Origin of the sequence: Salinisphaera sp. SPP-AMP-43 (assembly GCF_049568105.1) — a bacterium.
Classification (GTDB): Bacteria; Pseudomonadota; Gammaproteobacteria; order Nevskiales; family Salinisphaeraceae; genus Salinisphaera.
The window spans coordinates 68775-93309 of record NZ_CP145335.1; the positions used below are offsets into that span (position 1 = coordinate 68775).

Below are 24535 nucleotides of genomic sequence, written 5' to 3' on the forward strand. Positions count from 1 at the left end.
GCCGCCGGCGTTGTTGGGCCGGCGTTACCTGTTCTGGGCAGTGGCTTTGTCGTTGTCGCTCTGTCGATCGAGGATGCGGTTGGCCTGATCCATGAGCTGGTTCATATAGGCCATCAACGACTGGTACGGCTTGGCGGTCGCCAGATCCACACCGGCGTTTTTGAGCAGCTGGTAACCGCTTTCGGCACCGCCCTCGGACAGGGCATGCAGATAGGCCTTGCGGGTGGTCTTGTCGCCCTGCTCGATCCGGGTCGCGAAATAACGCCCGGCGGTGATCGAGGTGGCGTATTGGTAGACGTAGAAGTCGTAGTAGAAGTGTGGGATATAGGCCCACTCGATGTCGTCGCGATCGTCGATGGCGGTGATGCCCTGGTCGGCGCCGTAGTATTTATCGAGGATCTGCGAGTACATCTTGGTCATACGCGCACCCGACAATGGCTTGCCGTTCTGGGCCGCCTGATGGATCGCCAGCTCAAATTCGGCGAACTGGGCCTGCCGGAAAAAGGTCCCGCGCAGCTGTTCCAGCGCTTGGCCGATGTAGTACAGCTTGGCCTGGTCGGTCTGGGCATGCTCGATCATATAGTCGACCAGCAGCCCTTCGTTGGTGGTCGAGGCCACCTCGGCGGTAAAGATCGGATAATCGGCGGTCGCGAACGGCTGTTTTTCGTGGACCAGCAGGGTATGGATGCCATGCCCCCACTCGTGGGCATAGGTCGATACGCCCTCGTAGTCGTCGTTGAAGTTCATCAACACGTACGGATGGACATCGTAGGCCGAGCCGGCCATATAGGCGCCCGGGCGTTTGCCAGGGGCCGGATAGACGTTGGTCCAGGGCGAGCCGGTGGCTTTTTTCAGCAGTTTTTCGTAGTGCGCGCCCAGCGGCTGGGTGGCCTTGCGCGTCAGCGAACGCGCCTGGTCGATGGTGAAACGCTTGTCGGATTTCACCAGCGGCGGGTAGATATCGTAGTAGTGCAGCTGGTCGACGCCGAGCATGCGGGCGCGCAGCTTGAGATAGCGATGCAGGGTATCGAGATTGTTGTTCACCGAGTCGATCAGCTGGTGATAGACCGCGGTCGGAATGTTGTCGCTGGCGGTTGCGGCCTCTAGGGCGCTGTCGTAGTGGTGCAGGCGGGCATCGATCACGTGCTGCAGTACGGTCTGGTCGAGCAGCGAGCCGAAGCTATCCTCATACTGGTTATATTTCGACCAGAACGCCTTGAATACGCGCTTGCGTACCGTGCGGTCGGGGTTGCTGCGCCATTTGGTGTAGCCAGCTTGGTCAATGGTGCGCTGCTGGCCGTCGATGTCCAGTTTGGGCCATTGGATATCGGCGTTGGATAGCAGCGAGAAAGTATCGCTCTGGCCCATAGCTGGGCCGAGCGCGGCCAGGGCCGATTCAGTCTGGCGCGACAATGTATGCGGCGCAGCGCGCATCACGTCTTCGAGAAAATGCTGGTGTACCGACAACACTTTTTTGCCGGCCCAGGCGGCGAGTTGATCCTGATCCATGGCCACCAACTCGGGGCGGACATAGCCGGTCGCCTCGCCGAATTTCGAGGCCAGCCGATCAGCCTTGTTGCGGCGTTCCTGAGTCGCGCTGTCGCGCAGGTCTTCGTCGCCAGCTAGGCTGGCATAGACCGACAGCCGAGCCACCGATTTCTTGACGTCGTCGATCGCATCCAGTGCCTTGGCCAAGGATTTTGGGCTGTCGTCCAGCTGGCCGGAAAAACGCGACAGCTCGTCGATGCGTTGGCGGGTGCGGTCATAGGCTTTCTGCCAGGCCTTGGGCGAGGCATAAAGATCGCTCAGATCCCATTCGGTCGGGGTCTGGCTGGCGGGATGCGAGTTGCTCGCCTCGGAGGCGGCGGCCTGGCTGTTGTCGTTGGCAGCCAGGCCTGGCGTAATTCCGGCCAGGATGAGCGCGGCTACGACCGCGCCGCGTACGGCGATAGAAGACATTGATTTCCCCAAAAAAGACAGATCGAGCGCAGCCAAGGCTGCGATGGCTGGCCCCTTGCAAGAACCAGACCGCATCACCGCGGCTCATACCCTGGCCGATGACTATACCGTGTCGGCGAGCGTCGATCAGGGCGGGGGCTGGGCGCTGTTGGCCGGGGCTGGCAGGCCGCGACGAATCGCCTGCGAAAAATCATCGCCGTGGGCGTCAGCTGCGAGTGCGCGTTCGTTAATATGGCCGTGCTGGTGCAAAGCGGCCAGGCTCAGTCGGCTATCCAGCCCTCCGATCCGATAGAGGTATTCCGGCAGATAGCCGGAGGCCAGCAGCCGCCAGTTCCAGGGCAGGCCAGGCACGATCGGTTTCACCAGATCGTAGACCAGGGTGGTGCAGTTCGAGGTCAGCGTATTGTAGAAGCGCGGTGTGGCGGCGAGCGTGTCGGCCGTATCCAGATAGGCAGCGAACAGGGCGCGAATTTCGGCCGGCGGCAGGGCGACGCGATATAGATAGACGTCTTCGCCGCGGGCATTGCTGCGGGTGCGGACGATATCGCGCTCGTCGGCGGCCACCAACGCCAGCTCGCATTGACGGAATAGCCCACCCACGGCCGAGAATTCGCTGCCGGCCAAGCGCCGGACTTCGACCGAGAACACCAGATGCCGGCCGTCGGCGAAGGCGAACGACACCAACGTATGGGCAATGGTAGGCCCGCTCCAATAGGAGGCCACCAGATCGACGGCGATCAGATCGTCGAGATCGTAGTCGCGGGTCTCCCAGCGAATGCTGAAATCGTTGCGGGTATGCCAGTCGAAATTGCGGACGTTGTACAGCCGAACCCGAGAGCCCCGGCGGGCCACACCCAGGGTGCGCGCTACATCGGGCGCCCAGTCGCGGTCCGCGGCGGGCTGGATGCGCGACCACCAGATCGCGAAGGCCAGCCCGGCCATGGCGAACAGCGCCGGGCCGAGCCAGTGGGGCAGGATCAGACCGGCCAGCGCCGCGGCGCCGGCTATGCTCCAAAGCCCGATCAGAACGGCTCGGGCCAGCGGTTGTTGGGGCCCGCGGAACCACAGCGCACCGGCGCCATAGCCGGTCACGAGTATGGCCAGTAGCCCGGCAGCGACCCGGGCGGCGATCAGCGCCGCCGCGGTCACCGGATCGCGCGCGTCGTGCCGGCGGGCCGTTCCAGGCCGAACGCCGGCATCAGTAGTGGCGGTCGGCCTGGGCCGGCGGCACCCACTGGTACAGCCAGGTCTCGGACAGGGCCTGATCGCCGTTCGACAGATAGGCGCGCAGGGTTACCGGTGTGGTGTCGTCGCTAGTGGGCATCCAGTCGAACACCGCGCGATAGCCGTCGATCGGGCCCATCGCATGGGTCGCGGTATAGCTGATCTTGCCGTTAGAGGCGCTCACGTTGACCTGGACATCGGCGTCCTCGGGCAGGCTGTCCAGGGGCGGGCCGACAAAATCCACCGCGAAGCGGCGGGCATAGGTTTCCGGTGAATGGTCGCCCGGAATCCAGCCTTCCTGAACATCGCCCATGCCCGACCAGGTCTTGTCGACGATCGCCAGACTCGGAGCCACCGGCGGCCGGCGCCACCAGTAGAGGCGGTAGGCATAGTTGAGATGGCGGCCGGAGGTGATCGGCTCCTGTGGAATCCAGAAGGCTACGATATTGTCGACGGTTTCGCCGACCGTGGGCATTTCCATGAGCGCAATCTGGCCCTTGCCCCAGTCGTTTTGCGGCTCGAGCCACAGACTGGGCCGGCGGTTGTACCACGTCACTGGATCGCGATAGTCGTCGAATTCGTGATCACGTTGGACCAGGCCGAAACCGCGTGGGTTTTCGTCCAGAAACGTATTGAACTGAATGTTCGGCGGGTTATAGAGCGGGCGTGTGATCCACTCGCCGTTGCCGCGCCACATCGACAGCCGATCGGAATCGTGCATCAGCGGCGAGATGGTATCGCGGGCGGTTTCCTGGGCTGTGCCCTTGAGATACATACTGGTCATCGGCGCGATGCCCAGCCGCTTGATCGGCTTGCGGGTATAGACGTGGGCGTCGATATCCATGACCACGCCTTCGTCGTTGCCGGCGTCGATATCGAAACGATAGGCCCCGGTCGCGCTGGGCGAATCGAGCAGCGCATAGACCGTGACCTGCTGCGAGCCGTCCTTGGGGCGTACGAACCAGAACTGGATGAAGTCCGGGAATTCCTCGCCGCTCGGGATCGCGGTATCGATGGCCAGACCGCGGGCCGACAGGCCGTATTGTTTGTCCTTATCGATGGCCCGGAAATAGCTCGCCCCCAAAAACGAGGCCACCTCGTTGACGTAGGGCCCGCCCGGGTTCACGGCCAGGCGCCAGCCGGCGAAACCGAGGTTGTGGTCTTCGAGCTGGCTGCGATCCACGCCGCTGTCGGCGTAGTCGAACAGACCGGGGGCGAAGGGAATCGGATGTGATCGATCGGTCTCGGGGTCGACGGCATGCATACGCACCGGCGTATTGAAATGCATGCCGACATGGAAGAAATGCACCCGTAGCGCGACCTTCGGATCCGACGACCAGAGCGCGTCATGCCAGTCGTACTCGATTTTCTGATAGTCCAGCGGCGCCAGGCTGGTCAGGGTTTCCGGCAGCTGCTCGGTCGGCGACTGATAGGCCGTCTCAGCCATGCCTTGGGCCTTGCGCTTGAGCCAGTCGAAAGAGAAACGCTGGCCGCGGCCGTTACCGATCGGCGATTCAGCCAAGGCTGGTATGGCCGGCAGGCCGAGCGAAGTCAGGGCCAGCGAGGCCTTGAGCAGAGTGCGTCTTTGCATGGAATACCTTTAAAAGAGCATGCAATCGAAAAACCGGCAGATACGGCGCGAAGACCAGAGATGCCGGCAGGGCGTACACAATCGTCAATCGGTATTGGCCTGGGCTTCCATTTCATCGAGGAAGCTGCTGGCCTCGTCTTGCATTCTCTTGCGCAGGTCGATCATCTTGCGCGCGTAGTTGTTGAGGCGATGGCCCTGGGCAGTTTCCGGCACGAAGGTCGGCACCTGGCTTGGGTTGCCTTCGCTGTCGACTGCGACGAACACCAGAATGCAGTGGGTCGTGAAGCGTTCGGTGTCCGATTTCGGGTCGCGGGCATAGACGCTGACCGAGATATGCATGCTGGTGGTGCCGGTATGCATCAGCTCGGCCTTGAGTTCGACCAGATCGCCGATCCGGATCGGCTTCAGAAACCGGATGCCGCCGACATAGGCGGTCACGCAGTAGCTGTGCGACCAGTTCGCAGCACAGCTATAGCCGGCATGGTCGATCCATTTCATGACGCTGCCGCCAAATACATTGCCGCCGAAGTTCACATCGGAGGGTTCGGCGAGAAAGCGAAGCGTAATCTGGTGTGCGGACATCGGGATAAAGGCCTGCGAATTCACGGTTGAGTCTAATCGGCTCGCGCGGACAACGCGACTGCCCCGGTCAACCGCCTCGATCGCTGCCCGGAGCGCACCACGGTCGGGGCGATTGCGGCTCGAGTGTGGCAGCCTTGCGGCCGGGGAGCCGAACGGCGCGGCGACACTAGAGTGGGCGCGGGCCCATATAGACATGGCGCACTCGCTGGCCGTACATCTCGACGGTGCCCGCATACCGCCGATCGCCGCGTTGATAAAATTCAAAGCCATAGCGGCGGATCAGGCGCAGGCTGCCATGGTCGTCGCGGGCCAGCCCGATGCGCTTGAAGGCGAGCTCGTCGATAAAGATCACCTCGGCTTCGGCGCAGGCTTTCTGGGCCGCCCGCCGAGCCAAGGCCCGTGCGCCCATCTGTCGCCACCAGACCAGGGCGATGACCGCCAGAAGTAAAAGCCAGGGCACAAGATCAAGCATGGGCAGTGAATCGTTCGGTCGAAGGCCAGTGCGGTTATTGAATAAGCCCCGGGTGTCGTTCGGCAACCGAGGCTTGCATCGTACCGGCCGGAAAGGGCGGCGTGGTGGCCGGCTGCCGGCATGCCAGCAAGGCCTGTCCTTCGGTGGCGAATCGGTGAGGGCCAGCGTATCGAGCGCCGGCACCGGGCTGTTTAGCCTGGCTCGCGGGCAGTAGCAATATCGCACTGTGCGCGTTGACGCCGACCGGCCCCGGGCCGGTCGATATGGCCTGCGAGCGCCAGGTTGGCGCGCGCCGAGCGTGTCCAAAGGCACGAGTTGCCGGATGCCGCGTGCCATCCCGGATCCGCAACGCGTCGCCGGGTGCCGATAATCGATTTCGAAAGACCCACCTCCAGCGATTGCCAGCATGGTGACAATCCAGCGTTGGGGCGCGTGCATAGAATCACGACGCTACGGTCGCTACGTTTGGCTTGCCGTTCGGGGCCTATGCCTATGAGCGCTTGGCGCGGTTCGTACGCCACATCAACAGGCCCAGAGCGCAGGCGCTGACTCTTTTGTGATCACAAAAACGATCTTGCTGCTCGTTTTTGGTGCAATTTGCGGTCATATGAGGGGGTTGGACGCCTTCAATCGGCCAGATAGGCCGGTTATATCTTGGTCTATTGTTTGCTGTAGCCAGGTCGTACCAGAGCGATCCGGTCGGATCGTTGGTATTTGCACGCTGTTGGCGCGATTCGACAGCGACCCATGGAATGCGGCATGTTTGGTTTGTGATCACAAAATAAAGGGTTCATGAGCGATTACGTTGACAGTTATTACCGCGACTCCCGCCAAGTCTCGCTCGACCCCGCGCCGGCGCTGGCCGAAGCGCGACGGGTAGACGTGGCGATTGTGGGTGGCGGTGTGACCGGCTGTGCCACCGCGCTCGATCTGGCCGAGCGGGGGTACTCGGTGGCCGTGCTCGAAGCCCATCGGATCGGCTGGGGCGCCTCGGGGCGTTCCGGCGGTCAGATTCTGACCGGCTTCGGAACCGAAATGTCGACGTTCGCCACTGCCCTGGGCACCGATGCAGCCTGCCAGGCCTTCGAAATGTCACGCGAGGCGGTGCGCCTGACCGCTGAACGCATCGAACGACACGCTATTCCCTGTGATCTACGCGCCGGTGCGGTCTATGCGGCACTCAAACCACGCCATATGAAGGCGTTCGCGGCCGAATACGAGCATATGCGTGAGGTCTATGGCTACCAGGCGCTGCATTGGCTCGAGCGCGACGCACTGTATGAGCGGGTGCGCTGCGAAGCTTATATCGGCGGCTTGTACGATGCCGAATCCAAGCATTTGCATCCGCTCAACTATGTGCTCGGGCTGGCGCGGGCCGCCCAGCAGGCCGGGGCCACGATCTACGAACAGTCGCCGGCCACCCGCATCGAACATGGCGAGCCGGCGGTGGTGCATACCGCGCATGGCCGGCTGCAGGCCGATTATGTGGTGCTGGCCGGCAATGCCTATCTGGCTGCGGATGTCGCCCCGGAGCTGGCTGGCCAGCTGATGCCGGTAGGCAACTACATCATCGCCACTGAGCCGTTGAGCGAAGCCCAGGTCGAGAACACGCTACCGGCCGACGATGCCGTCTCGGATGCCAACTTCGTGCTCGATTACTACCAATTGTCGACCCGGCCAACGCAGGGGCCGCGGCTGCTTTACGGCGGCCAGGTCAGCTATGGCAACAAACCACCGCGTCGGCTCGCCGAGCGTATGGCCGACAAGCTCGGCCGGCTGTTTCCGGCGCTGAGTGGCATCGGCATCGACTACAGCTGGGGCGGGCTGGTCGGCGTGTCCCGCAACCGCGCGCCGCAATTCGGGCGGATTGGCCACAACGTATTCTATGCTCAGGGCTACTCGGGCCATGGCATGGCGCTTGCTGGACTGGCAGGGCGTCTGATCAGCGACGCAGTGGCTGGCCAAGCCGAACGCTTCGATCTGTATTCCCGGCTGACCCACCGCCGGTTCCCGGGCGGCGAGCGGCTCAGAACGCCGCTACTGGTGCTGGCCACCAACTTCTATCGCATGCGCGACCTGATTTAAGAGGGCGGAAATGAAAGGGCAGGCAACGACAGCCTCGATCGGGGGCGACGACACGGTCGATCAGCGCAGCAGTCGGCAGGGATCGTCCATCCAGCTGCACGGCGTGACCAAACGCTTCGCAGCGGATGCGATCGCACTGCGCGGGATCAACCTCAATATTCCGGGCGGCGAGTTCTTTACGCTGTTGGGGCCTTCCGGCTGTGGCAAGACCACGCTGCTGCGGATTATCGCCGGGCTGGAAAACGCCACCGACGGCGAGGTCGAAATCGGCGGGTCACCGGTCACCGACGTGCCCGCGCACAAGCGCAACGTGAATACCGTCTTCCAGTCCTATGCCTTGTTCAATCATCTGAACGTGGCCGAGAACATTGGTTTCGGGCTCAAGATGCGCGGGGTCAACAAGAGCGAAATCAAGAAACGGGTCGCCGAGACCGCCGAGTTCATCAAGATCGATGAACTGCTCGGCCGTCGGGTCGACCAGCTGTCCGGCGGCCAGCGCCAGCGTATCGCTCTGGCCCGGGCGCTGGTCAACGAGCCCGACGTACTGCTGCTCGACGAGCCGCTGTCGGCGCTCGATGCCGGGCTGCGCGGCGAGCTGCAGGTCGAGCTGCTGCGCATTCAGCGCCGGCTGGGGATGACGTTTATCTTCGTCACCCACGACCAGCAGGAAGCGATGGTCATGAGTGATCGCGTGGCAGTGCTCGACGATGGCCGCATCCAGCAGGTCGGGCCGCCGCAGGATCCCTATGAGCACCCCGAGAACCTGTTCGTGGCTCGTTTTATGGGTCACCAGAATCTGTTCGAGATCAAGGCTCAGGATGCCGAAGGCCTAGAAACCAGCTTCGGCCGTTTGAGCGGTGATTTCGAGCGCGGCAGCCATGTGCTGATTCGGCCCGAAACCATGACCGTAGCAGCAGCTGAGCAGGCCGAAAGCGCGCCCAACGTTTTCGCCGCGAGCGTGCGCGAGCGGCTCTATCGCGGCCATGTCGCCGAATATACGCTCGTGGTCGGCGATGGCACCGAGATCGTGGTCACCGCCAACAATATCGGTCAGCCGATGATGGAGGTCGGCAGTGAGGTGGCGGTTACCGTGGAAACCTCTGGCGTGGTGACCTTCGATGCCTAGAACCGACCAGCCCCGAACCGAGGGCGCCTTCTCGATCCGGGGCAGCGAGTCGCCCCAGCGTCGCGAGCCCAGCCATACCGGGCATCTGCTGTCGGTGATCGCACCAGGCGTGCTGTGGATCGTCATCTTTTTGGTGCTGCCCAGCGCCTATTTGATGACGATCGCCTTCATGACCAACGGCACCTATGGTCTGCCGCAGATGCCGCTCACCCTAGAGGCGTTCAAGCAGCTGGCCGGCTTCGGTTTTCTGGGTTGGTCGCCGGGTAATCTCTATACCTTGATCCGCTCCATCTGGCAGACCGTGCTGTCGACCGGTCTAGTGATCCTGATGGCTTATCCGATCGCCTATTACATCACCACCGCGCCGGCCCGGCTGCGGCCGTTGATGCTGTTGCTGGTAGTGGTGCCGTCCTGGACCAATCAGGTGATTCGGGCCATCGGCTGGATGAATATCCTGTCGCCCGGCGCCCCGGTGAGCAATTTCGCAGCTTCATTGGGTTTGATTCCGCCTCAGATGGGGCTGTTTCCCTCCAAGTTCGCAGTGGTGATCGGGCTGGTCTACAACTTTCTGCCGTTCATGGTGCTGCCGTTGTATGCGGTGTTCGAAAAGCTCGACCATGCCCAGATCGATGCCGCCCGGGATCTGCGCGCGGGCCCGATCCGCACCTTCATCCATGCCGTGCTGCCCCAGACCCTGCCGGGGCTTTTGGCCGGCACCGTGCTGGTGTCGATCCCGGCGTTTGGCATGTACGTGATTCCCGAGCTGCTGGGCGGCGGCAAGTCGATGATGCTGGGCAACCTGGTGGCCCGACAGTTCTCGGCCGCCTCGAACTGGCCGTTGGGCGCGGCCGGGGCGTTGATCATGATCGTGGCCACACTGGCCGGGTTGCTGGTGCTGCGTCGGCTTGGCAAGAAGCTCGGCGGTGATTCGCAGGTGGTGCTATGAGTTCCCGCGGTTTCAATCGAGGCCTGCGTACGTTCTGGTACGTGATGCTGTTCTTTTTGTATGCGCCGCTGGCCGTGGTGGCGCTGTATTCGTTCAACAGCATCAACTCCTCGGCGGTGTTCGCCGGCGTATCGCTGCGCTGGTACATCAGTCTGTTTAGCAACCAGACGATTCTGAATGCCTTCTATAACAGTGTGACGCTGGCGCTGAGCTCGTCGGTGATCGCGACCGTGATCGGCACCCTGCTCGGCTATGGCATGTACACCTATCGCCACCGCCGGCTTGGCTGGCTGATCTGGCTGGTGTATCTGCCGATCGTGATGCCGGACATCGTCTACGGTATTTCGCAGATGAGCTTTTTTACCTCGATCAGCAACGCGCTCGGCCTGTTCGAGCTGGGGCTGGGCACGATGGTTATCGCTCATGTGAGCTTTCAGGTGCCATTCGTGGCCCTGCTGGTCTATTCCCGCCTGGTCGGGTTGGACGCCAAGCTGTTCGAGGCCTGTCACGATCTGTATGCCAACGGCTGGCAGCGGGCCTGGTATTTCATCCTGCCGACCCTGCGTCCGGCGATCGTGTCGGCGTTCTTTCTGGCCTTCACGCTGTCGATCGACGACTTCGTGATCAGTTTCTTCACCTCCGGGCCGGAGAGCACCACGCTGCCGATCTTCATCTGGAGTGCGATCAAAAAAGGCATCACGCCCGAGGTCAACGCTATTGCCACGCTGATGATCGGGGTGGTGTTTGCGGCTGCCGCGGTCGCGCTGGCTTTTCAGTACGTCCGCGCGGCGCGCTCCAGCGATGCCTAGAGGGCGTTCGTGATCTTTCGATGGGGATAAATGTATGAACATTGTTCGACGTTTGTTGGGGCTGGGCCTGCTGGCGGTACTGAGCGCTGGCCCGGCCGTAGGGGCCCCGGCCAAGAAGCTGTATCTATACAACTGGTCGCAGTATATGAGTCCGAAGATCCTTGAGGCCTTCGAGGACCAGTACGACGTCGAGATCGTACGCAACTTCTATCACTCGAACCCCGAGCTGTTCGCCAAGCTGCGAGCCGGCGGTGATGCCCAGTACGACGTGATCTTTCCGTCCAACTACTATGTGCCGCGGCTGATCGCCACCGGGCTGATCCAGAAGCTCGACAAACGCGCGATCCCCAATTTCGACAATCTGATGGAGCGCTTCAAAAAGCCGCCCTACGACCCGACCGGCGAGTATGTCGCGGCCTATCAATGGGGCGATACCGGCATCGTCTACAACACCGACAAACTGGGCGAGCAGCCGGCCAGCTGGTCGATTCTGTTCGATGCCCAGAACAATGCCGAATATCCGTTCGCGGTGATGACCGATGCCCAAGTGGTGCTCGGCGCTGCCTGTGCCTATCAGGGCCATGACTATGCCTGCCAGGGTCGGGATAACTGGAAACAGGCTGCCAAGCAGGTGCTCGAGACCAAGCAGCGGCCCAACTTCAACGGCTTTCGCGATGGTGTGCCGGTGCTCAAGCAGATCGCCCGGGGCACCGTCGATGCCGCGATGACCTATAACGGCGACTATATTTCGCAAAAGCACGACAACCCGCAGGCCTTCAAAAACACCACCTTCGTGGTGCCGAAGCAGGGCGCCGAGCTATGGGTAGACAGCATGGCGATCCCGGCCCATGCACCGCATCCCAAGCTGGCCAATCAGTTCATCAACTTCGTGCTGGATGCCCAGCGCGGCGCCGAGCTGTCCAACTTCAACTTCTATGCGACCCCGAACCAGGCATCCAAGCCCTATCTGGACCCGATACTGGCCAAGCCGCCGGTTACCCCAACCCCACAGCAGATGAAAACGCTGCAGTTCACGCCGTCCATCCAAGGCGATGACCTGCAATTCGTCCAGCAGCTGTGGACCGAAATCCGGTCGCGCTGATCGGGCACGGCGATCATCATGGGCGATTCCGTTTCCAAGAGAATATCTGCCATGACTTTCAAAATCGGGCGGCCCGGCTTGAAGCGATCCCTGTTGGCGTTGGCGAGTCTGCTGGCAGCGACTGCCGGGGCCCAGGCTGCGCCCTACGGCGACAAGCTGGTTCTGTTCAACTGGTCGTCATACATGAATCCAAAGCTGATCCAGGCGTTCGAAGACAAATACCACGTCAAAGTGGTCCAGGATTTCTACGAGTCCAACCCGGAAATGTTCGCCAAGCTGCGCGCCGGCGGCGATTCCCAGTACGACGTGATCGTGGCCTCCAACTACTACGTGCCGCGGCTGATCGCCACCGGCCTGATCCAGAAGCTCGACAAATCGGAGATTCCGAACTACGACAATCTGATGCCGCGGTTCAAAAAGCCCGACTACGATCCGAACGGGCAGTACACCGCGGCCTATCAGTGGGGCGATACCGGAATCGTCTACAACACCGAAAAACTGGGCGAGCAGCCGGCCAGTTGGTCGATCTTGTTCGATCCCAAGGCGAACCCGAAATACCCGTTCGCGCTGGGTACCGATGCCCAAGTGATGACGGGGGCCGCCTGTGCCTACCAGGGGCACGGCTATGACTGCATGGGCCGCGAGCACTGGAAGCAGGCAGCCAAGCTGCTGCTACAAACCAAGCAGCGGCGCAATTTCTCCGGGTTTCAAGGGGGCACGCCGGTACTGCGCCAGCTCGCCCGCGGCAATATCGCTGCCGGGGTCAGCTTCAACGGTGACTATCTTCAGTACAAGGCCGATAACCCCGAGACATTCAAGAACATGAAGTTCGTCGTGCCCGCCGAAGGCGCCGAGCTATGGGTCGATACCATGGCGATCACCGACAAGGCGCCGCATCCGACGCTGGCTCACAAGTTCATCAACTTCATTCTGGATGCAAAAAACGGCGCCCAGCTGTCGGCCTTTACCCACTACGCCAGCCCGAACGCTGCGGCCGAGCCCTATCTCGAACCGGCGCTTCAGCGCCCGCCGAGCCAGCCGACCGATGCCCAGATGAAGCAGCTGCACTACACCCCGGCGCTGGCCGGCGACAAGCTGCAGTTCGTGCAACAGCTCTGGAGCGAGGTTCAGTCGCGCTAGCCATGACTCACCCAGACCGACCGAGGACGAGACCGATCATGACCAAACTCAAAACCCTGACCGGCCTGGTAACGGCCGCCGCGCTCGCGGCGTTTACCGGCCCGGCGCTCGCGGCCAACAGCGACACGTTGTATGTCTTCAACTGGTCGCAGTACATGAACCCCGAGATCATCAAACAGTTCGAGAAGAAGTACGACGTCAAGGTCGTGCAGAGCTACTACAACTCGCAGCCGGAAATGTTCGCCAAGCTGCGCGCCGGCGGCGATTCCCAGTACGACATTGTGGTGCCGTCGAACTATTACGTGCCGCGGCTGATCAAGACCGGCCTGATCCAGAAGCTCGACAAGAGCGAGGTGCCGAACTACGACAACCTCATGGATCGGTTCAAAAAACCGCCCTACGATCCTTCCGGCGAGTATGTCGCGGCCTATCAGTGGGGCGATACCGGCATCGCTTATAACGAAAAGACATTGGGCGAACAGCCGGAGAGCTGGTCGATCCTGTTCGATTCCAAGGCCAACCCGAAGTATCCCTTCGCCATGGGCACCGATGCCCAGGTGATGTTCGGCTCGGCCTGTGCTTCGCTCGGTTATTCCTATAACTGCGAAGGCCGCGACAAGTGGAAAAAAGCCGCCCAGCTGATCCTCAAGACCAAGCAGCGTGCCAACTTCAGCGGTTTCCAGGATGCCACGCCAACACTCAAGCAGCTGGCCCGCGGCAACATCGCGGCCGGGATGGCCTATAACGGCGATTATGCCTTCGATAAGAGCGAAAATCCGGAAGGCTTCAAGAACATCAAGTTCGTGGTGCCCAAGGAAGGCGCCGAACTATGGGTGGACAGCATGGCGATCCCGGCCCATGCGCCGCATCCCAAGCTGGCGCATAAGTTCATCAACTTCATCCTGAAGGCCAAGATCGGCGCCGAGTTGTCGAACTGGAACGCCTACGCCAGCCCGAACAAGGCAGCCAAGCCCTATCTGGACAAGGCGCTGACCGAGCCGCCGATCATGCCGACCGACGAGCAGATGAAGCGGCTGCATTTCACGCCGGTCCTCGAAGGCGACGATCTGCAGTTTGTCCAGCAACTCTGGACCGAAGTCCAGTCGCGGTAACCACGGCCCCGGGCCGACGGCGTCGGCCCGGATTCCTAGATTCGGGAGATTTATGAGCGAGGATACGAGCGATCCGCAGATCCGCGATTGGTTCAATACCAATCGCATCAGCGAGGTCGAATGTCTGGTGCCGGACATCACCGGCGAGGCCAAGGGCAAGATCATGCCGGCGGCGCGCTATTTGAACGGTGAACGCCCGCGGCTGCCCGACTCCATCTTCATCCAGACTGCCACCGGCGACTATCCAGAGGACGACGAGGAGATCGCCGATCCGGCTGAGCTGGATATGCAGCTCGATGCCGACCTGTCGACTTGCCGGCTGGTGCCCTGGGCGCGCGAACCCACGGCCCAGATCATCCACGAATGCAGCTATCTCAACGGCGACCCGGTGGTGGTTAGCCCGCGGCATGTGCTGCGGCATGTACTGTCGCTGTATGCAGAACTCGGCATGCGGCCGGTGATCGCGCCGGAAATGGAGTTCTATCTGGTCCAGCGCAATACCGACGCTGACTATCCGCTGCAGCCGCCAGCCGGCCGTTCGGGCCGCCGCGAAATCTCCCGGCGTGCCTACAGCATCGACGCGGTCAACGAGTTCGACCCGCTGTTCGAGGATATGTACGACTACTGCGAGGCCGAGGCGCTCGACATCGATACCCTGATCCACGAAGAAGGCTCGGGTCAGATGGAGATCAACTTCGAGCACGGCGACCCGCTGGATCTGGCCGACCAGGCGTTCCTATTCAAGCGCACCCTGCGCGAAGTGGCACTCGCCCACGGCATGTACGGCACCTTCATGGCCAAGCCGATGGCCGACGAGCCGGGCAGCTCCATGCATATCCACCAGAGTCTGGTGGACGTCGCGACCGGCGAGAACGCTTTCGCCGATGCCGAAGGCCAGCCCACGAAGCTGTTCTATCAATTCATCGCCGGGCTGCAGACTTATCTGCCCTCGGCCCTGGCGCTACTGGCGCCGAACGTGAATAGTTATCGACGGCTGATGCCGGATCTGTCGAATGCCTCGGCGCCGATCAACACCGAATGGGGCTATGACAACCGCACCGTCGGCCTACGGGTGCCGCATTCGGGACGCCGCAGCAAGCGGGTCGAAAACCGGATCGCCGGCGCCGACGTGAATCCCTATCTGGCGATCGCGGCGTCCCTGGCCTGTGGCTATCTCGGGATTCGCGAACAACTCGAACCGCGTTCGCCGGTCGCCGATTCAGCCTATGCCAAGGGCCATCGCCTGCCCTCCGATATGGGCCGAGCGCTGGAAGCCCTGGCCGCCTGCGAGCCGCTCAAGGAACTGCTCGGCAAGCGTTTCGTCGAGACCTATTTGGCCGTCAAGCGTACCGAGGAAATCGCCCACTTCAAGGTGATCAGCTCCTGGGAGCGCGAATACCTGCTGCTGCGCGTATGAGGCGATGCTGGGCAGGGCGAGTGGATCATTCGACGCCTCGGCGGGGGCGGGCGCCGGTGGTTCAGTCGGGCGATGCCCGGCGGGGCTATAGAAGCCGGACCGAGATGATCGACAGAGTCTAGAACATGATCTGGCGAGCGGTGCGGTCCGGCTCGCTGGACGCTCCACGGGAATTCGTGGGCCGCGCCACCTAGTGGGGAAGTCATGTCGAAAAAACGTGGGAGTTGGTGCTGGGCCCTGTTATGGGCCGGCCTGGTCGGTCTATCGCTGGTGGGGGCCGGGCCGGCAGCTGCGGCCGAGTCCCGGCCGACGCTGCATCTGTTCAACTGGGCCGACTATATGGACCCGGCGGTGATCACGGCCTTCGAAAAGCAATACCACGTCAAAGTGGTACGCAATTTCTACAATTCGAACCCCGAGATGTTCGCCAAACTGCAGGCCGGCGGCGATCGTCAGTACGACGTGGTCTTTCCCTCGAATTATTATGTGCCGCGTATGATCGATGCCGGGCTTGTCCAGCCGCTGGACCACGTGCGCATTCCCAATCTGGATAACCTCAAGCCCAAGTTTCGTAATCCAGCCTATGATCCGCAGGACCGTTATTCCGTGCCCTATCAGTGGGGCGATACCGGCTTGGCCTACGACACCCGAAAAATCAAAAATGCGCCCCAGTCCTGGGCGATCCTGTTCGATGCCACACGCAATCCGAACCAGCCGTTCGCGATGCGCGACGATGCCCAGATGATGCTGGGCGCGGCCTGTGCCTATCAGGGCGCGGGCTATCGCTGTACCGGGCGCAAGCATTGGACGAAAGCCGCCAAACTGTTGTTGGCAACCAAACAACGCGACAACTTCAATGGTTTTGCGGCCGGCACCCCGGTGCTACAACAGCTCGCCCGCGGCACCGTGGCAGTCGGTGTGACCTGGAACGGCGATTTTTATCATTATCGCCGCAAGGACCCGAAGGCATTCGAGCACATCAAGTTCATCGTGCCCGAGGAAGGCTCGGAGCTCTGGGTCGACACCATGGTCATTCCTAAACAGGCGCCGCATCCGAAGCTGGCGGCCCAGTTCATTAACTTCGTACTGCGCGCGGACATCGGTGCCCAGATCTCGAATCGCAACGACTACGCCACGCCCAATGCCGCGGCTCAGCCCGAGCTCAAGGTCAGCCTGAGTGGCCCGCCGGTCACCCCGACCGATGCCGAGCTGCAGCGGCTGTATTTCACGCCGATCATCGCCGGCGACGATCTGGCCTTTGTTAACCAGCTCTGGGGACAGCTGCTGTCTCGCTGAGCCGCAATTAGGACGCTCGATATGCTGTCGTTTTACGACCCACGCACCCAGATGCGCCGCTCGACCAGCGAACTGGCGGGCGGCCGGCTAGTGGCGCCGCTGGAATGCCCGGAGCGGGTCGACATGATCGCTGCGCGGATCCGCGAAGTGGGCCTCGGCACACTGTGTCCGGCGCAGGCGCACGGCCGTGCGCCGATCGAGGCCGTGCACGATGCCGACTATGTGCGCTTTATCGAACAGGCCTGGTCGGAATGGCAGGCCGCGGGCTATGACGGCGAAGCCATTGCCACGGTGTGGCCGACGCGGCGCACCCGGGGCGATTTCGTGCCGCGGCATATCGACGGCAAGCTGGGCTACTACGCCTTGGCCGCCGAGACCGCGATCGAGGCCGGTACCTGGGAGGCTGCCCGGGCCAGTGTCGATGTTGCGCTCAGTGCGCTCGATCACGTGCACAGCAGCGGCGAGCCAGCCTTCGGGCTGTGCCGCCCGCCCGGCCACCATGCTGCGGTCGACCAGTATGGCGGCTACTGTTTTTTCAACAACGCCGCGATCGCCGCCCAGGCTGCGCGCGCTGCCGGGGCGGCGCGGGTCGCGATTCTGGATGTCGACTACCATCACGGCAACGGCACCCAGCAGATTTTCTATCATCGCGATGACGTGCTGTTTACCTCGCTGCATTGCGATCCGATCGACGAATTCCCGTATTACCTCGGCCGGGCCGACGAGGTCGGCACTGGCGCCGGCGAGGGCGCCAACCGTAACCATCCGCTGCCGCCAGGGGCCGATTACGCCACCTGGCGCGCCGAGCTGGACACGGCCATGGCTGGTATCGACGACTACGACCCGGATCTGGTGATCGTCTCGCTCGGCGTAGATACCTTCGCCGAGGATCCGATCGGCAGCTTCCGCCTGGCCAGCGACGACTTTAGCGACTACGGCCGGTGTTTGGCCGGCCTGCAACGGCCAACGCTGTTTCTCATGGAAGGCGGCTATGCCGTCGATGAGATCGGCATCAATGCCGTCAACGTGCTGGCCGGGTTCGATCGTGCCTGAGGCGCGGGCGACCTATCCCGATTCCTATTACGCGGCCTCGCTCGCCGAAGGTGGTGGCTATGGGCCGCTGGCCGGCAATCGGCGCGTCGATGTCGCCGTGATCGGCGGGGGGTTTACCGGCGTAGCGAGCGCTCTGGAGCTGGTCGAGCGGGGCTATACGGTCGCCCTGATCGAAGCGCAGCGGATCGGCTGGGGCGCTTCGGGCCGCAACGGTGGCCAGGTCACCGGCAGCCTGTCCGGCGAAGCCGGGTTGAAAAAGCATCTGCGCGACGTGCCCGGTGGCGACCCGGCGGCCTTCGTCTGGGATCTGCGCTGGCGCGGCCAGCGCATCATCGAACAGCGGGTGGCCCGCTACGGCATCGCCTGCGACCTCAAGCACGGCCATCTACAGGCGGCCTGGAAGCCCGGCCATGTCGCAGCCCTCAAGGCCGACCTGGACGCTGCCCGCGAGCGTGGCATGGGCGACCAGGTACGCTGGGTCGAGCGCGATGCGCTGCGCGAACTGTTGGATACGCCGCTCTACCACGGTGCTCTGCGCAACGATGCCAATCTGCATTTGCACCCGCTCAACCTAGTGCGCGGCCAAGCTCGGGCCGCGGCCAGCCAGGGCGCCGCGATCTTCGAGGCCACGCGGGTGCTCGATATCGAGCACGGTGCGACGCCGCGCGTGGTCACCGACGGCGGCGTGATCACGGCCGACAATGTGGTACTGGCCGGCGGGGCCTATCATCGCCTGGGCCGGCCGGAACTGACCGGCAAGCTGTTCCCGGCCGCGCTCGGCATCGTCGCCACCGCGCCGCTCGGCGAGCTGGCCGGCCAGATCAACCCCGAGGATCTGGCAGTCTACGATACCCGTTTCGTACTCGATTATTATCGCCTGACCGCTGATCGGCGGCTGCTGTTCGGCGGCGGGGCGAATTATTCGGGGCGCGAGTCGTCGGATATTGCGGCCTATCTGCGCCCGCGCCTGGAAGCCACCTTTCCGGCGCTGGCTGGCGTGGACATCGATTACCAGTGGCAGGGCATGGCCGGGATCGTGCCCAACCGCATGCCGATGCTCGGCCGGCTGGCCGACAACGTCTACTACGCCCAGGGTTATTCTGGCCACGGCATCGCGACCTCGCACATCGTGGCCCGCGTACTCGCCGAGGCGATCCACGGCCAGGCGACCACCTTCGATGCCTTTGCTGGGCTCGAACATGGGCGGGTGCCGTTCGGCGAGCGGTTCGGCAATACTCTGCTGGCGCTGGGCATGACCTGGTATCGCCTGCTCGAAACCATTCGCTAGGGCCTGTTGATGCTTCGTATGGACGCTGGAAGACCGCCCATCGTGTCTGGCCAGGCGCGAGTCGTCGAGCCTGGCCTATCGCGAGACCGGCCGGCGCAGCCCTTCGGGCCGAGGATTGTCGGTCTGCACTCGCGCTATCTTCGTTCGGTCGGCCAAGCAGGCCTGGCACGGAGCGCCAAGAAATGACAACGGGCCCTGGAGGCACCAGCGTATGAATCGATCCGATGCCGCGGCCAACTACTGGGTCGACAGTGCCGAGCTGGGGGCGAGCCGCCCGGCAGCCGGTGGCCGCCACGACGTCGACGTGCTGATCGTCGGGGCGGGCTTCACTGGTCTGTGGACTGCCTATTATCTGGCCGAGCACAATCCCGGCCTGGCGATCGCGGTCGTCGAGGCCGAAACCGTCGGTCATGGCGCCTCGGGCCGCAACGGCGGCTGGGCGATCGGCAACCTGGCCGGCCTCGAGCGATTGCTGAGCGATCAGGCGCGGGCCGAGCGGCGTGCGGTCTGTGCCCAGCTGGCCGACAATGTCGACCAAATCGGCCGTGTCCTGGCGCGCGAGGCTATCGAGGCCGAATTCCACAAAGGCGGTACGCTGGATGCTGCGGCGCGCTATCCACAGCAGGTCGCGATCCAGAAAGCACACCGCGAGGCGCTGATCGAGCTGGGCCACCACGCCGACGACTGTCTCTGGCTGGATGCTGCCGCCCTGGCCGAACGCGCCCGGTTTCGTAATGGTTACGGCGGCCTGTTCTTTCGGCATACCGCGACCGTGCATCCGATGAAGCTGGTACGCGGTCTGGCCCGCGCAGTGGAACGTCGGGGCGTGGCGATCTATGAGCACAGTCGGGTGCGCTATCTCGCCCCGCATCAGGCGATCACTGAACAAGGGGCCCAGTTCAGCGCGCGGCATATCGTGCAGGCGACCGAAGGCTATAGCGCGGACCTGGCCGGGCTCGGCCGACGCGTATTATCGGTGCGCAGCCTGGTGATTGCCACCGAGCCACTGTCCGAGGCCGTGTGGGAACGTATTGGTCTGGCCGACCGGCCGACGTTCTGCGATGCCAGCCGGGTGATCAACTATGGCCATCGCAGCCACGACGGTCGGTTGGTATTCGGCGCCCGCGGCGCCTATCCGCTCGGCGGTGCACCGAAGCACGATCAGGCTATTACGCCGGACGAAGCCGAGATGCGCCGTCGCTTGCTACTCGATCTGCTACCCGGGCTGCCTACAGATGTGGCGGTGACCCACGGCTGGGGCGGCTCGCTAGGCTTGTCACGACGTTTTCGTCCGCATGCGATCGTCGATCACCGTACCGGCTTGGCCACGGCCGGCGGCTATGCCGGCGAGGGGGTCGCAGCCTCGCATCTGTTGGGGCGTACCACCGCCGAGTTGCTGACCGGCGAGGATACGCCACGCACACGGGCGCCCTGGGCCCATCCAAACGCTGTAGCCGACGATGTACTGGCGCGATGGGAGCCGGAGCCGCTGCGCTGGCTGAGTGCCCAGACCATCGCGGCATCCTACAGCGCCGAGGAATCGCTCCTACGGCGCGGCCACGATAACGCGCTCACGCATGCAGTAATGCGAGCCAACGACGGGTTTGCCTCGATCATCGAGTAACAATCGGCCGCCGTACGGCGGCCGATGCCGGGAGCGTCGATGCGCCCAAGACTGGTCGCCCCGGGCGAGACCGGCCCGGGGCACAGCAAGGCTCGGCGGCCACAGCGCTTAGCTACTGACCTTGGCCCTAGGCGCCGTATACAGCGGCGGATCGATAAACAGATGAACCGCCCAGCCGAGCAGGCCGAGCGCGACGAAGGCGAGCAGCAGGTGAGCGGTCAGGAAATAGGCCGCTAGCCCGGTGGCCAACAGGTCGATGAAAATCAACGTGAACAGTAGGCCGCGCACGAAGCGACCGACGCCGGAAGCCACGAGCAGCATCGCCAGGATCAGCAGAACCGCAGTCGAGCCCAGCACCAGATAGGTGCCGAGTGTGAAGGCGATTGCATTGCCGGTCGACACGGTATCGATGGCGGCAGTAATGACCGCAGCGAAGGCGGCTGCGAGTAAGAGCAATCCACCGTGATAGGCAGGGTAGGAACTCGAAGTCGGCACGAATAGTCTCCCAGGGCGATCGGGCGGCCAATCGAATGCGGTGGCCGCCGCCGCTGTGATGTTCAACGAACGTATTATCGGCGCACGGCGCGATTGCGGCAATATGAAGAGAACTCGGCAGCCGCATCGGCGGTCGTCGTCGGCACCGGTTCGCCGTCGACCAGTAGGTGGTTGCGGCCATTGTGCTTGGCCTGATAAAGCGCGCGATCGGAGCGCCCGAACCATTCGTCGACGGAAAACGGGGCGGTATTGTCAAAGGCGGCGCCGCCGCTGAAGCGGATGTCGCCATGGGCCAGGGGCTGGTCCTGGCAGTGGTCGCGCAGTACGGCATCCAGAGCCAAGACGTCGGCCCGGCTGCCTTGCGGCAGAAATATGCTGAATTCTTCGCCGCCCAGTCGGCCCGAAACGCCGTCGTATCGTTCGGCGGCTGCGCGCAACAGATGCGAGAAGTGGCGCAGCACTTGATCGCCATAGGCATGGCCGTGCTGATCGTTGACCTGCTTAAAATGATCCAGATCGTAGAGCAGCAGGATCGCATGGCTGGCCTGGGGTGGCCGCTGCTGCCCGTACTGCTGTAGAACCTCGTGGAAAGCGCCGTGGTTGAGTAGCCCGGTCAGGCTGTCGCGCCGCGCAGTATCCCGGGTACGACGATGCTCGTTTTCGAAGCGCTGGAAATAGCCGCGCATCAGGATGACTAGCATCGCAATCGTGATGTAGTAACTCACCGACAGATCGAGCAGGCGTTGTTCTGGCCCACTATAGGCCGGGATCCATTCGGGGTGACGATAACCTGCGAACAGCAGCATCGTGGGCACGACCAGGAAGCTGCTGATCAGGCCGAAGCGTTGCCAGGGATTGAGCACGATCGCACCCAGCGCATAGGCCGCCAGCAGCACGAACAGCATCAGCGTTGGGCCGGTGGCGCCTTGGTTGTAGAACCAGTTCAGCGGCAGGATCACGAACAGGATCAACAGGCAAAATAGAGCGGCCATGCCATGCGGGCGCTGGGTATGGCGGGCCCGTAACCACAAACCGGTCGTCACCAGGCCGACGGCCGCTAAAATCAGTACGAACAGCGCATCGGTGATGCCGGCTACGGCATTGAAGGCCGCACTGAAATAACAGCCCCATGAAGCAAAGAACAGAAACGTCAGATGCATACGCTGTTCGGGGGTGTCAGCCGCACCGTAAATGCATGCGATGAGTCGTTCGGTACTGTGCGATCTACTCGAAGTCATTCGTTGGTTTGGGTAGCCGAACGCCGGTTTTATCGTTTTTTATGGGCCGTAATAAATAGCCGGTCGTGCGAACACAGCCGCCTATGTATGGCCGGGGTTGGCCCTGCCGCTAAAGCATGCGCCGAATACAGCCACGATGCTAGAGGCTATTGCGATTTTTATGCGAGTACTGGGCGCGCTCGGCCAATACTGGGCTACAAGGTGAAAATCACCGTAGCGCGATGGCGCCAACGCCCAACACTCCGGATACCTGGATTGATGCCGCACGGCGCCCCGGCCGGGCGCTCGCTGAGCGACGATACGACGTCTGGCTGGCGCTGCGGGTACAGTGTCACGCAGCAGACGCCAAATTTTCCCAGGCCCCCGCCTGGATGGCCAGGGCCCCGGGCCGATGCCTCGTTTGGTCCCGATACCGCGGCGGGGCAAGGGTTACCGCGGGTTTCCGCATATCTCGCAAAACGGGTCGACTGCCCAAGCAGCAGCGCCTGCTTGCGCTGCCGCTTGGGCACGCCGTTGTTGTGGGTCGCCTCTGAGCTTGCGGGTTAGTCGACAGTCGGAATGATATCGCTGAGCACGTTGCAGATATGGTCGATATCGGCTTTTTCGGCGATGAAGGGCGGGCCAAGCTGGACCGTATCGCCACCGAAGCGGACATACAGACCGCGTTCCCAGGCGGCCAGGGCGATCTGCCAAGGCCGCTTGCCGGGTTCGCCGGGCAGGGCTTCGATCTGCAGGGCGCCAGCCAGGCCTAGATTGCGGATATCCACAACGTGTTTCAGCCCTTTGAGATTGTGCAGCTGGTCCTCAAAATAGGGCGCCAGTTCGGCGGCGCGCGCGACCAGGCCATCGCGCTCCATCACATCGAGTGCGGCCAGCCCGGCAGCACAGGCCAGCGGATGGGCCGAGTAGGTATAGCCGTGGCGGAATTCCACGTCGTAGTCCAGCGGCGAGGTCTCCATGAAGGCATCGTGGATGGCATCGGTGACGGCCACCGCGCCCATCGGTACAGCGCCATTGGTGATGTTCTTGGCCATAGTCAGGATGTCCGGGGTGACGCCGAATAACTCAGCGCCGAAGGTTGCCCCCAGGCGGCCGAAGCCGGTCAGGACTTCGTCGAAAATCAGCAGGACATCGTGTTGGGCACAGATTGCAGCCAAGCGCTTCAGATACCCCTGCGGCGGTACGATCACCCCGGCTGAGCCACTCATCGGTTCGACCATCACTGCGGCCACGGTCTCGGCGCCGGCATCGAGAATCTGTTGCTCGAGGGCATCGGCCAGGTCGGCGCCGTGCTCGGGGCAGCCGCGCGAAAAACGATTGTCTTCGAGCAGGGTATGCGGCAGATGGCCGGTCGGCATCATATCGTTGAAGCCGGTCCGATTGGGCTCGATTCCGCCCACGCTGGTACCGCCGATGTTGACACCGTGATAGCCCTTCACGCGCCCGATCAGGCGGTTTTTCTCCGGCCGGCCGCGACGGGCCCAGTAGCCTTTGGCGATCTTGATCGCGGTGTCGGCCGATTCCGAGCCCGAGTTGGTAAAGAAGATATGGTCGAGCCCGGCCGGGGTAAACTGTTTGACCCGGTTGGCCAGTTCAAACCCCAGGGGGTGCGCGTACTGAAACGGCGGCACATAATCGAGCTGGCCGGCGGTACGAGCGATCGCGTCGGCGATCTCGGGTCGACCGTGGCCGAAGCTGGCGCACCACAGGCCGGACAGGGTGTCGTATTTCTTGGAGCCGTCTTCGGCGGTGTAGTAGCAGCCCGAGGCGCCCACCAGCATCCGGCGCGCAGCCTTGAATTCGCGGTTGGACGTGAACGGCATCCAGAAGGCTTCGAGATCGGCGTTGCCGAGCGCCTCGGCACGCGAACGCAGATCGGAAGCAACGGAGGAGTCGAAACTGGGCTGGCTGGCCATGGGGGTCACCGGTGCAGGCAGAGTTGGGAAATAATCGGGCGCGTTCTTTTAGACCATTTG

The 24535-nt window shown here is 62.8% G+C and carries 20 protein-coding genes; 12 read left to right on the plus strand and 8 right to left on the minus strand.

The genetic code is table 11. The features are described from left to right. Positions 1-24 precede the first annotated feature (24 nt). The 5 genes from pepF to V5738_RS00275 form a co-directional block, all read right to left on the minus strand. A complete protein-coding gene (gene pepF, locus V5738_RS00255) occupies positions 25-1959 on the minus strand; it encodes an oligoendopeptidase F (protein WP_423822386.1) in 1935 nt (644 codons plus the stop codon). Positions 1960-2085: 126 nt separating this feature from the next. Further along, a complete protein-coding gene (locus tag V5738_RS00260; RefSeq protein WP_423822387.1) occupies positions 2086-3108 on the minus strand; it encodes a DUF4105 domain-containing protein in 1023 nt (340 codons plus the stop codon). Positions 3109-3157: 49 nt separating this feature from the next. Then, entirely contained in the window at positions 3158-4774 is a 1617-nt protein-coding gene (locus V5738_RS00265) for a glucan biosynthesis protein (protein WP_423822388.1), read from the minus strand. A gap of 84 nt (positions 4775-4858) precedes the next feature. Then, positions 4859-5356: an acyl-CoA thioesterase gene (locus tag V5738_RS00270; protein ID WP_423824213.1), complete on the minus strand. Its 498-nt coding sequence runs from the start codon at positions 5354-5356 to the stop codon at positions 4859-4861. A gap of 166 nt (positions 5357-5522) precedes the next feature. Further along, positions 5523-5828: a DUF3301 domain-containing protein gene (locus tag V5738_RS00275; protein ID WP_423822389.1), complete on the minus strand. Its 306-nt coding sequence runs from the start codon at positions 5826-5828 to the stop codon at positions 5523-5525. Positions 5829-6620: 792 nt separating this feature from the next. Here V5738_RS00275 and V5738_RS00280 point away from each other — a divergent pair. The 12 genes from V5738_RS00280 to V5738_RS00335 all read left to right on the plus strand — a co-directional run bounded on the left by V5738_RS00280 (position 6621) and on the right by V5738_RS00335 (position 20826). Continuing rightward, positions 6621-7913 carry an NAD(P)/FAD-dependent oxidoreductase gene (locus V5738_RS00280; RefSeq protein WP_423822390.1) on the plus strand — a complete coding sequence of 431 codons (1293 nt, stop codon included), beginning with the start codon at positions 6621-6623 and terminating at the stop codon, positions 7911-7913. A 10-nt stretch (positions 7914-7923) separates the two neighbouring features. Then, a complete protein-coding gene (locus tag V5738_RS00285) occupies positions 7924-9039 on the plus strand; it encodes an ABC transporter ATP-binding protein (RefSeq protein ID WP_423822391.1) in 1116 nt (371 codons plus the stop codon). Then, the gene (locus tag V5738_RS00290; RefSeq protein ID WP_423822392.1) at positions 9032-9985 is read left to right on the plus strand and encodes an ABC transporter permease; all 954 of its coding nucleotides are present in this window, start codon (positions 9032-9034) and stop codon (positions 9983-9985) included. Before V5738_RS00285 ends, V5738_RS00290 begins: the two co-directional genes overlap by 8 nt. Beyond that, entirely contained in the window at positions 9982-10794 is an 813-nt protein-coding gene (locus V5738_RS00295; RefSeq protein ID WP_423822393.1) for an ABC transporter permease, read from the plus strand. Before V5738_RS00290 ends, V5738_RS00295 begins: the two co-directional genes overlap by 4 nt. A 34-nt stretch (positions 10795-10828) precedes the next feature. Further along, positions 10829-11896, plus strand: a complete 1068-nt coding sequence (locus V5738_RS00300) for an ABC transporter substrate-binding protein (RefSeq protein WP_423822394.1) — start codon at positions 10829-10831, stop codon at positions 11894-11896. A gap of 51 nt (positions 11897-11947) precedes the next feature. Further along, positions 11948-13036 carry an ABC transporter substrate-binding protein gene (locus V5738_RS00305; RefSeq protein ID WP_423822395.1) on the plus strand — a complete coding sequence of 363 codons (1089 nt, stop codon included), beginning with the start codon at positions 11948-11950 and terminating at the stop codon, positions 13034-13036. 38 nt (positions 13037-13074) lie between these two features. Beyond that, the gene (locus V5738_RS00310; protein WP_423822396.1) at positions 13075-14148 is read left to right on the plus strand and encodes an ABC transporter substrate-binding protein; all 1074 of its coding nucleotides are present in this window, start codon (positions 13075-13077) and stop codon (positions 14146-14148) included. A gap of 52 nt (positions 14149-14200) precedes the next feature. Then, a complete protein-coding gene (locus V5738_RS00315; protein WP_423822397.1) occupies positions 14201-15565 on the plus strand; it encodes a glutamine synthetase family protein in 1365 nt (454 codons plus the stop codon). 204 nt (positions 15566-15769) lie between these two features. Beyond that, complete coding sequence (locus V5738_RS00320) at positions 15770-16861, plus strand: ABC transporter substrate-binding protein (RefSeq protein ID WP_423822398.1); 1092 nt, start codon at positions 15770-15772, stop codon at positions 16859-16861. A 21-nt stretch (positions 16862-16882) separates the two neighbouring features. Then, entirely contained in the window at positions 16883-17914 is a 1032-nt protein-coding gene (locus V5738_RS00325) for a histone deacetylase family protein (RefSeq protein WP_423822399.1), read from the plus strand. Continuing rightward, the gene (locus V5738_RS00330) at positions 17877-19202 is read left to right on the plus strand and encodes an NAD(P)/FAD-dependent oxidoreductase (RefSeq protein ID WP_423822400.1); all 1326 of its coding nucleotides are present in this window, start codon (positions 17877-17879) and stop codon (positions 19200-19202) included. Before V5738_RS00325 ends, V5738_RS00330 begins: the two co-directional genes overlap by 38 nt. Positions 19203-19413: 211 nt before the next feature. Continuing rightward, the gene (locus tag V5738_RS00335; RefSeq protein ID WP_423822401.1) at positions 19414-20826 is read left to right on the plus strand and encodes an NAD(P)/FAD-dependent oxidoreductase; all 1413 of its coding nucleotides are present in this window, start codon (positions 19414-19416) and stop codon (positions 20824-20826) included. A 108-nt stretch (positions 20827-20934) separates the two neighbouring features. Here the strand turns inward: V5738_RS00335 and V5738_RS00340 are convergent, their stop codons facing one another. The 3 genes from V5738_RS00340 to V5738_RS00350 all read right to left on the minus strand — a co-directional run bounded on the left by V5738_RS00340 (position 20935) and on the right by V5738_RS00350 (position 24382). Further along, on the minus strand, positions 20935-21321 hold the full coding sequence (locus V5738_RS00340) for a hypothetical protein (protein ID WP_423822402.1): 387 nt from the start codon (positions 21319-21321) through the stop codon (positions 20935-20937). A gap of 74 nt (positions 21322-21395) precedes the next feature. Further along, entirely contained in the window at positions 21396-22481 is a 1086-nt protein-coding gene (locus V5738_RS00345; RefSeq protein WP_423822403.1) for a diguanylate cyclase, read from the minus strand. Between the two features lie 620 nt (positions 22482-23101). Next, positions 23102-24382 (minus strand): aminotransferase class III-fold pyridoxal phosphate-dependent enzyme, encoded by a 1281-nt coding sequence (locus V5738_RS00350; protein ID WP_423824214.1) that lies wholly within the window; start codon positions 24380-24382, stop codon positions 23102-23104. Positions 24383-24535: the final 153 nt, after the last annotated feature.